Genomic DNA, 9171 nt, shown 5'->3' with positions numbered 1-9171 from the left:
GCCGAGCAGGCAAACATCAACTGGGGCAAGGCCGGTCGGATGCGGTGGAAGGGCAAGCGCCCGTCGGTCCGTGGTGTCGTGATGAACCCGGTCGACCACCCGCACGGCGGTGGTGAGGGTAAGACCTCCGGCGGCCGCCACCCGGTCAGCCCGTGGGGCAAGCCCGAGGGCCGCACCCGCCACCCGAACAAGCAGAGCAACAAGCTCATTGTCCGACGCCGACGCACCGGCAAGAAGCACTCGCGGTAATAGGAGTAGCCAAACATGCCTCGCAGCCTGAAAAAGGGACCGTTCGTCGACGACCACCTGCTCAAGAAGGTGGACGTGCAGAACGAGAAGAACAGCAAGCAGGTCATCAAGACCTGGTCGCGTCGTTCGACGATCATCCCGGACTTCATCGGCCACACCTTCGCCGTGCACGACGGGCGCAAGCACGTCCCGGTCTTCGTCACCGAGGCGATGGTGGGCCACAAGCTGGGCGAGTTCGCCCCGACGCGCACCTTCAAGGGCCACATCAAGGACGACCGAAAGGCCAAGCGCCGATGAGCACCACGACGACTGAATACCCGTCGGCCGTCGCCAAGGCACGGTTCGTGCGGGTGTCGCCGACCAAGGCGCGCCGGGTGATCGACCTGGTGCGCGGCAAGTCGGTGGAAGACGCGCTCGACATCCTGCGCTGGGCGCCGCAGGCCGCCAGCGAGCCGGTGGCCAAGGTGATCGCCAGCGCCGCGGCCAACGCGCAGAACAACAACGGCCTGGACCCCGCCACGCTGGTGGTCGCCACCGTGTACGCCGACGAGGGCCCGACCGCCAAGCGCATCCGTCCGCGCGCCCAGGGCCGCGCGTTCCGGATTCGCCGGCGCACCAGCCACATCACGGTCGTGGTGGAAAGCCGGCCGGCCTCCGGCGAGCGGTCGGCGAAGTCGACGCGGGCCCGTCGCGCCGAGGCCAGCAAGGCGGCCGCGAAGGCTCGCCCTGGTTCGGAGGCGAAGAAGGCCCCCGCCAAGAAGGCTCCCGCCAAGAAGGCGCCGGCCGCCAAGAAGGCTCCGGCCAAGAAGGCTCAAACCCCTACTACTTCTGAGGCTTCGGAAACGAAGGGAGGCTCAGACTAGTGGGCCAGAAGATCAATCCGCACGGCTTCCGGCTCGGCATCACCACGGACTGGAAGTCCCGCTGGTACGCCGACAAGCAGTACGCCGACTACGTCAAGGAAGACGTGGCGATCCGCCGGCTGCTGTCCACCGGCCTGGAGCGCGCCGGCATCGCCGACGTGGAGATCGAACGGACCCGCGACCGGGTCCGGGTCGACATCCACACCGCGCGTCCCGGCATCGTCATCGGCCGCCGCGGCACCGAGGCCGACCGGATCCGGGCCGACCTGGAGAAGCTGACCGGCAAGCAGGTCCAGCTCAACATCCTCGAGGTCAAAAACCCCGAATCGCAGGCACAATTGGTGGCGCAGGGCGTCGCGGAGCAGTTGAGCAACCGGGTGGCCTTCCGCCGCGCGATGCGCAAGGCCATCCAGTCGGCGATGCGGCAGCCCAACGTCAAGGGCATCCGGGTGCAGTGCTCGGGCCGCCTCGGCGGCGCGGAGATGAGCCGCTCGGAGTTCTACCGCGAGGGCCGGGTGCCGCTGCACACGCTGCGCGCCGACATCGACTACGGCCTGTACGAGGCCAAGACCACCTTCGGCCGCATCGGTGTGAAGGTGTGGATCTACAAGGGCGACATCGTCGGCGGCAAGCGCGAATTGACCGCCGCCGCACCGGCGGGCGCCGACCGTCCCCGTCGTGAGCGGCCGTCGGGCACGCGTCCGCGGCGCAGCGGCGCGTCGGGCACCACGGCGACCAGCACCGAGGCCGGCCGGGCCGCGGGTGCCGAGGACCAAGCCGCAGCGGCCCCAGTCGAGGCCGCGCCGGCCCCCGAACCGCAGAGTACGGAGAGCTGAATCATGTTGATTCCCCGCAAGGTTAAGCACCGCAAGCAACACCACCCGCGCCAGCGTGGCATCGCCAGCGGCGGCACGCAGGTGAACTTCGGTGACTACGGCATCCAGGCGCTCGAGCACGCGTACGTGACCAACCGGCAGATCGAGTCGGCCCGTATCGCGATCAACCGGCACATCAAGCGTGGCGGCAAGGTGTGGATCAACGTCTTCCCCGACCGCCCGCTGACCAAGAAGCCCGCCGAGACCCGGATGGGTTCGGGTAAGGGCTCCCCGGAATGGTGGGTCGTCAACGTCAAGCCGGGCCGGGTGCTGTTCGAGCTCAGCTACCCCAACGAGCAGACGGCCCGCGCCGCGCTCACCCGCGCAATCCACAAGCTGCCGATCAAGGCACGCATCGTGACCCGAGAGGATCAGTTCTGATGGCACTGGGCATTTCGCCGGGCGAACTGCGCGAGCTCACCGACTCTGAGCTCACCGATCGCCTGCGCGAATCCAAGGAGGAGCTGTTCAACCTGCGCTTCCAGATGGCGACCGGACAGCTCAACAACAACCGCCGGCTCCGCACGGTGCGTCAGGAAATCGCGCGCGTCTACACCGTGCTGCGCGAACGGGAACTGGGCCTGGCCAGCGGACCCGACGGCACCGAGGAGAAATAAGGATTCGTGATGGCAGAAGCTAAGAAGGCGCCCGCAAAGGCTGCCCCCAAGAAGGCCGCTCCCACCGACGCCGCGGCGAAGGACAAGGGCCCCAAGCACACTCCGGCCAACCCGAAGTCGCGCGGCCGGCGCAAGGTGCGCATCGGCTACGTGGTCAGCGACAAGATGCAGAAGACCATCGTGGTCGAGCTGGAAGACCGCATGCGCCACCCGTTGTACGGCAAGATCATCCGGACCACCAAGAAGGTCAAGGCACACGACGAGAACAGCACCGCAGGCATCGGCGACCGCGTCTCGCTGATGGAGACGCGCCCGATGTCGGCCACCAAGCGCTGGCGGCTCGTCGAGATCCTCGAGAAGGCCAAGTAGTCGGCGAACAGGTCTGCGGCGAGCAGACACAAAAGCCCCCGCGCGCTCGGCGTGTCGGGGGCTTTTGCGTCTGCTGGCGAACGGGTGGCGTTATTCACACCTTGCTCTCACCTGCCCGGTGTACTCTCCACGCACGCGCGTAACGGGGTCCACCAACAAGAGTGAGGCTGGCAGCAATGACGGGGTCGACCGAGTTTCAGGGCAAGATCGAGCTGGATATCCGCGACTCGGAGCCGGACTGGGGGCCGTACGCGGCACCGACGGCGCCGGAGAACTCGCCGAACATCCTCTACCTCGTCTGGGACGACACCGGGATCGCCACCTGGGACTGCTTCGGCGGCCTGGTCGAGATGCCCGCGATGACGCGGATCGCCGAGCGCGGCGTGCGGCTGTCGCAGTTTCACACCACCGCGCTGTGCTCGCCGACGCGAGCGTCCCTGCTGACCGGGCGCAACGCGACCACGGTCGGCATGGCGACCATCGAGGAGTTCACCGACGGCTTCCCCAACTGCAACGGACGGATCCCCGCCGACACCGCGCTGATCTCCGAGGTACTCGCCGAGCGCGGCTACAACACCTACTGCGTCGGAAAGTGGCACCTGACGCCGTTGGAAGAGTCGAATCTGGCGTCGACGAAACGGCATTGGCCGACCTCGCGCGGATTCGAGCGGTTCTACGGGTTCATGGGCGGCGAAACCGACCAGTGGTACCCGGACCTGATGTACGACAACCACCCGGTCAACCCGCCCGCTACCCCGGAAGACGGCTATCACTTGTCGAAGGACATCGCGGACAAGACCATCGAGTTCATCCGCGACGCCAAGGTGATCGCCCCGGACAAGCCGTGGTTCAGCTATGTGTGCCCGGGCGCGGGCCACGCCCCGCACCACGTCTTCAAGGAGTGGGCGGACCGATACGCCGGCAGGTTCGACATGGGTTACGAGCGTTACCGCGAGATCGTGCTGGAAAACCAGAAGTCGATGGGCATCGTGCCGCCGGACACCGAACTGTCGCCGGTGAACCCGTACGCCGACGTGAAGGGGCCCAACGGCGAGCCGTGGCCGCTGCAGGACACCGTGCGGCCCTGGGATTCGCTGGGCGACGAAGAGAAGAAGCTGTTCTGCCGCATGGCCGAGGTGTTCGCCGGATTCCTCAGCTACACCGATGCCCAGATCGGCCGCATCCTGGATTACCTCGAGGAGTCCGGCCAGCTGGACGACACCATCATCGTGGTGATCTCCGACAACGGCGCCAGCGGCGAGGGCGGCCCGAACGGATCGGTCAACGAGGGCAAGTTCTTCAACGGCTACATCGACACCGTCGAGGAGAGCATGAAGCTCTTCGACCACCTTGGCGGCCCGGAGACCTACAACCATTACCCGATCGGGTGGGCGATGGCCTTCAACACGCCGTACAAGCTGTACAAGCGCTACGCCTCCCATGAGGGCGGCATCGCCGACACGGCAATCGTCTCGTGGCCCAACGGCATTGCCGCGCATGGCGAGGTCCGCGACAACTACGTCAACGTCTGCGACATCACCCCGACCGTCTACGACCTGCTGGGCATGACGCCGCCCGAGCAGGTCAAGGGCATCGCGCAGAAACCCCTGGACGGCGTGAGTTTCAAAGTGGCCCTTGCGGATCCGAATGCCGACACCGGCAAGCGGACTCAGTTCTACACCATGCTGGGCACCCGCGGGATCTGGCACGAGGGCTGGTTCGCCAACACCGTCCATGCCGCCACACCGGCCGGTTGGTCGCATTTCGACGCCGACCGCTGGGAGCTGTTCCACATCGAGGCCGACCGCAGCCAGTGCCACGACCTGGCCGGCGAGCAGCCCGAGAAGCTGGAAGAGCTCAAGGCGCTGTGGTATTCCGAGGCCGCCAAATACAACGGCCTGCCGCTGTCGGACCTGAACATCATCGAGACGATGATGCGCTCGCGGCCCTACCTGGTCGGCGAACGGTCCAGCTACACCTACTATCCCGACTGCGCCGACGTCGGCATCGGCGCCGCCGCCGAGATCCGCGGGCGCTCGTTCGCCGTGCTGGCCGACGTGACTGTGGATACCACGGGTGCCGAAGGCGTGCTGTTCAAGCAGGGCGGCGCGCACGGCGGGCACGTGCTGTTCGTCCAGGACGGTCGGCTGCACTACGTCTACAACTTCCTCGGCGAGCGCCAGCAGCTGGTGTCGTCGTCCGGCCCGGTGCCGCTGGGCCGGCACCTGCTGGGGGTTCGTTACGCGCGGACCGGGACGGTGGAGAACAGCCACACCCCGCTCGGTGACCTGACCCTGTTCGTCGACGACGAGGCGGTCGGCGCCCTGGCGGACGTGGCGACCCATCCGGGGACGTTCGGGCTGGCGGGTGCCGGGATCACCGTCGGGCGCAACGGTGGCTCTAAGGTGTCGAGCCGCTACAAGGCACCGTTCACGTTCACCGGCGGCACCATCGCCGAGGTCACGGTCGACTTCTCGGGCAGGCCGTACGAGGACGTGGAAAGGGAACTGGCGCTTGCGTTTTCGCGCGACTGAGCTGGCGCTCGGCCCGCGGGCACGCCCGGTTTCGACGCGGCGAAATCCACGGTGATGCAACAATTTGCGGTCGTCATCCCCTGAAAAGAGCGGTTTCAGGACCGGCGGGCGGTAGCATCTGGCCCCGTGATGCCCCAATGACCGCCGAAGCACCCCCGTCGCCGGCGCCACCCCAGTCGCGAGGACCTCGCTTTGCGATCGCGTTCGGGATCATCGTCGCCCTCATCGTCATCTACGTCCTGTCCCTGATCGCGGTGCACCTGCTGGCGAAATCGACGCCCCCGCTGCCCGCGGCGGACCTGAGCAAGGTCGAGGCCGAGGACAGCGTCGTGCAGGTGCGCCTCGAGAAACTCGATACCGTCGCCAACCGCTTGACGGTGAATGTCCTTGTCTATCCGAAGGATTCGCTCTACGACAAGAACTTCGGGGTGCTCACCACCGACGCGGCCGTGCGCCTGTATCCGGAGAACGACCTCGGCGACCTGCAATACCCGGTCGGAAAAGCGCCGGCGCAGGTCAGCACCACCATCGAGGCGCACGGCGATCCCGGTAACTGGCCTTTCGACACTTACAAGACGGAGGTCATCGCGGCCGACGTGTTCACCGGTTCCGGTCAGAACCGCGAGAAGTTGCCCGCGCGCGTCGAGGTATCCGGAAAGCTCGATGGTTGGGATGCCACCGTCACCCGTGTCCATGACCCGGCGGACTCCAACCCGGACGTCCAGGACGACGTCACCATCACCCTGCAGCGCGCCAAGGGCCCGCTGATCTTCGACCTCGGAATCTGCCTCGTCCTGATCGCCCTGCCCGTGTTGGCACTGTGGGTGGCCATTCCGGTGGCGTTGGGCAGGACCTCGTTCTTACCGCCGATGGTGACGTGGTACGGCGCAATGCTGTTCGCCATCGTCCCGTTGCGCAACATCCTGCCGGGGAGCCCGCCGTACGGTTCGTGGATCGATCAGGCCGTCGTGCTCTGGGTGCTGATCGGACTGGTCAGCGCGATGGCACTGTTCCTGTCCGGTTGGTGGCAGCAACGAGACCGAAGGTCACCGAAGAAGGGCTGAACGCCTACTCCGCAACCGCCGCTCCGGACCAGCTGATCGCGTCGACCGCGCTCGAGACCCGGGCTTGGAAGTCGGGCGGCAGGGGGATGTAGCCGTTCCTGGCCAGCTCGACCTGGCCGGGCCCGATCGCCGCCTGCAGGAACGCCTTGACCGCCTTGGCGTCGTCGGCGTTGGGGTACTTGGAGCAGACGATTTCGTAGGTGGCCAGGACGATCGGGTAGACGTCCGGCTGGGCCGGGTTGTAGAACGACGAAATGTCGAGCACGAGATTGTTTCCGGCGCCGGTGATCTTGGCGCCCAGGATCGTCTTACCGACCGTGTCGGTGCCGATGCGCACCGGGCGCAGCGAGCGGCGGCTCGCGGGCGTCTTGATCTCGGCGGCGTAAAGACCTTGCTGCAGCGCGAATGACAGCTCGTTGTAGCTGATCGCACCCTCGGTCGTCTTCACGAGCTCCGAGGTGCCTTTGTTGCCGGACGCACCGACCCCAACCCCGCCCTTGAACGCCTTGCCGGTGCCCTGCTTCCACGCCCCGCCGGACGCGGACTGCAGGTAGTTCTGGAAGTTGTCGGTGGTGCCCGAATCGTCGCTGCGGTAGATGACCTTGATGTCCTCCGCCGGCATGGAGGTGTTGAACGCCGTAAGCGCCGGGTCGTCCCAGCGGGTGATGGTGCCGTTGAAGATCTTCGCCAGTGTGGGCGCGTCGAGCACCAGGGAGTCGACGGCGCCGAGGTTGTAGGTGATGGCCAGGGGGCCGAACACCACGGGCAGGTTCCAGGCGTCGGCGCCGCCGCACCGCTGTTTGGCGGCGGCGTATTGATCGTCGGCGAGCGGTATGTCCGATCCGCCGAAATCTGTCTTGCCGGCCAGGAATTCTTTGATCCCGGCGCCCGACCCGTTGGCGGTGTAGTTGAGGTTCTGCCCCGGGCAGGCCCGGTGGTAGGCGTCGACGAACTTCGTCATCGCATTCGCCTGGGCGGTCGACCCGCTGGCGATCAGGGTCTGTTTGCCGCCGCAGTCGACCTTCGCGCCCGCGGCATACGCCAGGGTCGCGTGGGAATTGCTGCATGCCGAGCCCACCAGGGCAACCGCCGCCAGCAAGCTGATAGCGGCGGCCGGTCGCGTGTGCCTCACTGTGATTGCCTCCAGGCGATGATGGCGCCCGGCTTCGACGGCGAGCTGATGTGTCCGGATACACCTCGACTTCTACAGCCATCGAATTAACAGGCAAACCAACAACGGATGAACGGGTCGGCAATTGGGCCGACCGCCGGGTTTCGCTGCGTAGCGAGCAACCGTTGCGCGGGTTGACGGAAATTACCTGATTGATGAAGTAAATTTCGATTCCTCGCGCTTGCGCGGCCGGTTCGCTACGATCTAATCCGCGCATGGCCCGCCGAGTTGCTGCAACCCAACGGAGGTGCTGACCGATGACCCATCAAGCCCCACCGGCTCCGCCGCCTCCAACCCCACCGGAGCAACCCGTCGCGCCGCCCCCCGAGGCGCCCCCCGCCCGCAGGCGAAGCCGCACCCTGTTGGTGATCGGGATCCTGGTCGCTTTCCTCATCGTCTACGGCCTGTCGCTGTTCGGGGTCCATTTGCTGGCCAAATCGGCGGCGCCGATCAAGCCGCCGGACTTGAACGCGACCAACGACACGGTCGTGCTGGTGCGTCTGGAAAAGCTGGAAACCATCGCGAACCGCCTCACGGTCAAGGTGCTGGTGATTCCCGAGGATTCCATGTTCGACAAACGCCTCGATGTGCTGAAGACCGACACCGCGGTGCGGATGGACCCCCCGAATGACCTGGGCGACCTGCAATATCCGGCGGGGAAGTCGCCGGCGCAGGTCGCCACCACGATCGAGGCCCATGGCGATCCCAACAACTGGCCGTTCGACTCCTACAGCACCGACACCCTGTCGGCGGAGGTACTCGTCGGGCAAGGCGATGCCCGCCAGTACATACCCGCCCGGGTCGAGGTCACCGGGGCGCTGGACGGCTGGGACGTCAGCGTCCAGCGGGTGGGTGAGGCAAGCCAGGAGGCGGATCGCCCGGACAACGTGATCATCACGTTGCACCGCGCCAAGGGGCCGCTGATCTTCGACTTGGGCATCTGCCTGGTGCTGTTCGCCCTGCCCACCTTGGCGTTCGCCGTGGCCATCCAAATCGCCCTGGGCAGGCGGAAATTCGTGCCGCCGTTTGTGACGTGGTTCGCCGCCATGCTGTTCGCCGTGATCCCGATACGCAATTTCCTGCCCGGGTCTCCGCCACCGGGCGCGTGGATCGACCAGGTTCTCGTGATCTGGGTGCTGATGGCGCTCGTCGCCGCGATGGCCCTGTACATGTTCACCTGGTACCGACAATCGGACTGAGGCGCCGGCGCACGCTCGTCCTACCCTGAAGGGGTGCTCACCGAGCTGATCGACCTGCCCGGCGGATCGTTCCGCATGGGCTCGACGAGCTTCTACCCCGAAGAGGCGCCGATCCACACCGTGAGCGTGGCGCCGTTCGCGGTCGAGCGGCACCCCGTGACCAACGCGCAGGGTCGATCGGTTGCTCGGCAACCGTGACATAGCCTGTGGCGGCGACGAATTCGGCGAAC

General features: G+C 66.5%; 10 protein-coding genes and 2 pseudogenes. 11 read left to right on the top strand and 1 reads right to left on the bottom strand.

Going from position 1 to position 9171, the window contains the following annotated elements:
• The 9 genes and pseudogenes from A5706_RS09235 to A5706_RS09195 form a co-directional block, all read left to right on the top strand.
• Positions 1-249: pseudogene (locus A5706_RS09235) on the top strand (50S ribosomal protein L2); the annotation flags it as partial.
• Positions 250-264: 15 nt separating this feature from the next.
• Entirely contained in the window at positions 265-546 is a 282-nt protein-coding gene (rpsS, locus tag A5706_RS09230) for a 30S ribosomal protein S19 (RefSeq protein ID WP_025738376.1), read from the top strand.
• Positions 543-1112, top strand: a complete 570-nt coding sequence (rplV, locus tag A5706_RS09225) for a 50S ribosomal protein L22 (RefSeq protein ID WP_068129312.1) — start codon at positions 543-545, stop codon at positions 1110-1112. The genes rpsS and rplV overlap by 4 nt, the downstream gene beginning before the upstream one ends.
• Complete coding sequence (gene rpsC, locus A5706_RS09220; protein WP_068129310.1) at positions 1112-1948, top strand: 30S ribosomal protein S3; 837 nt, start codon at positions 1112-1114, stop codon at positions 1946-1948. Before rplV ends, rpsC begins: the two co-directional genes overlap by 1 nt.
• A 3-nt stretch (positions 1949-1951) precedes the next feature.
• Positions 1952-2368, top strand: coding sequence for a 50S ribosomal protein L16 (gene rplP, locus A5706_RS09215; RefSeq protein WP_067012938.1), 417 nt, complete (start codon positions 1952-1954; stop codon positions 2366-2368).
• A complete protein-coding gene (gene rpmC / locus A5706_RS09210; protein ID WP_068129309.1) occupies positions 2368-2604 on the top strand; it encodes a 50S ribosomal protein L29 in 237 nt (78 codons plus the stop codon). The genes rplP and rpmC overlap by 1 nt, the downstream gene beginning before the upstream one ends.
• Positions 2605-2610: 6 nt before the next feature.
• Positions 2611-2973, top strand: coding sequence for a 30S ribosomal protein S17 (rpsQ, locus tag A5706_RS09205; protein WP_369831834.1), 363 nt, complete (start codon positions 2611-2613; stop codon positions 2971-2973).
• Between the two features lie 176 nt (positions 2974-3149).
• Complete coding sequence (locus A5706_RS09200; RefSeq protein WP_068129307.1) at positions 3150-5507, top strand: arylsulfatase; 2358 nt, start codon at positions 3150-3152, stop codon at positions 5505-5507.
• 137 nt (positions 5508-5644) lie between these two features.
• Positions 5645-6571, top strand: coding sequence for a DUF4436 domain-containing protein (locus A5706_RS09195; protein ID WP_068129305.1), 927 nt, complete (start codon positions 5645-5647; stop codon positions 6569-6571).
• 4 nt (positions 6572-6575) lie between these two features.
• Here the strand turns inward: A5706_RS09195 and pstS are convergent, their stop codons facing one another.
• Positions 6576-7703, bottom strand: coding sequence for a phosphate ABC transporter substrate-binding protein PstS (gene pstS, locus A5706_RS09190; protein ID WP_068129302.1), 1128 nt, complete (start codon positions 7701-7703; stop codon positions 6576-6578).
• 296 nt (positions 7704-7999) lie between these two features.
• On the opposite strand from pstS, the gene A5706_RS09185 reads away from it, so the two are divergent.
• Both A5706_RS09185 and A5706_RS32135 read left to right on the top strand, forming a co-directional pair.
• A complete protein-coding gene (locus tag A5706_RS09185) occupies positions 8000-8941 on the top strand; it encodes a DUF4436 domain-containing protein (protein WP_068129300.1) in 942 nt (313 codons plus the stop codon).
• A gap of 33 nt (positions 8942-8974) precedes the next feature.
• A pseudogene (locus A5706_RS32135) lies at positions 8975-9112 on the top strand (SUMF1/EgtB/PvdO family nonheme iron enzyme); the annotation flags it as partial.
• Positions 9113-9171: the final 59 nt, after the last annotated feature.

This window comes from Mycobacterium sp. E796 (assembly GCF_001672815.1).
Classification (GTDB): Bacteria; Actinomycetota; Actinomycetes; order Mycobacteriales; family Mycobacteriaceae; genus Mycobacterium.
This window is presented reverse-complemented; position numbering and strand designations above follow the sequence as displayed.

Excerpts from the sequence above, each read along its gene's own strand:
- rplV (WP_068129312.1), top strand. The coding sequence starts at position 543 with ATGAGCACCACGACGACTGAATACCCGTCGGCCGTCGCCAAGGCACGG.
- A5706_RS09200 (WP_068129307.1), top strand. The coding sequence starts at position 3,150 with ATGACGGGGTCGACCGAGTTTCAGGGCAAGATCGAGCTGGATATCCGC.
- A5706_RS09185 (WP_068129300.1), top strand. The coding sequence starts at position 8,000 with ATGACCCATCAAGCCCCACCGGCTCCGCCGCCTCCAACCCCACCGGAG.
- rpsS (WP_025738376.1), top strand. The coding sequence starts at position 265 with ATGCCTCGCAGCCTGAAAAAGGGACCGTTCGTCGACGACCACCTGCTC.
- rplP (WP_067012938.1), top strand. The coding sequence starts at position 1,952 with ATGTTGATTCCCCGCAAGGTTAAGCACCGCAAGCAACACCACCCGCGC.
- A5706_RS09195 (WP_068129305.1), top strand. The coding sequence starts at position 5,645 with ATGACCGCCGAAGCACCCCCGTCGCCGGCGCCACCCCAGTCGCGAGGA.
- rpmC (WP_068129309.1), top strand. The coding sequence starts at position 2,368 with ATGGCACTGGGCATTTCGCCGGGCGAACTGCGCGAGCTCACCGACTCT.